1 protein-coding gene is annotated in these 325 nt (G+C 41.2%); it reads right to left on the reverse strand.

Annotated features, from left to right (window positions below; all coding sequences use genetic code 11):
• Nucleotides 1-325 (reverse strand): transposase (locus VSQ62_RS32340; RefSeq protein ID WP_334638795.1); only part of this gene is annotated, 325 nt, incomplete at both ends.

Here is a 325-nt window from a genome sequence, read left to right on the forward strand (position 1 = left end):
AGTTCTTCCAGACTTCTGTTATCTGTATTTTGGAAACGCTCAATTGCCAGTATCATGTACCGTATTGCAACGATTACCATATGTGAAGTAATGGCATCATAGCTTGTACTGTGGCATTCCGTACGAAGTTTTAAATAGCTCTTTGACATTTTAAAATAGGTTTCAATTTTCCAGCGCATCGTGTACGCACGGAGGATTTTCTCTTCATCTAAGGTCATGTCAGTGCATACAAAGCATACCCAGTCCTTGCGGTTGCTGTGATTCCGTACGTAGACCAGTTTTGCCTTCATGGCATTCCCGGTACTGTCAGGAATGATAATATCTA

Origin of the sequence: Sporofaciens sp. JLR.KK001 (genome assembly GCF_036941055.1) — a bacterium.
Taxonomy (GTDB): Bacteria; Bacillota; Clostridia; order Lachnospirales; family Lachnospiraceae; genus Sporofaciens.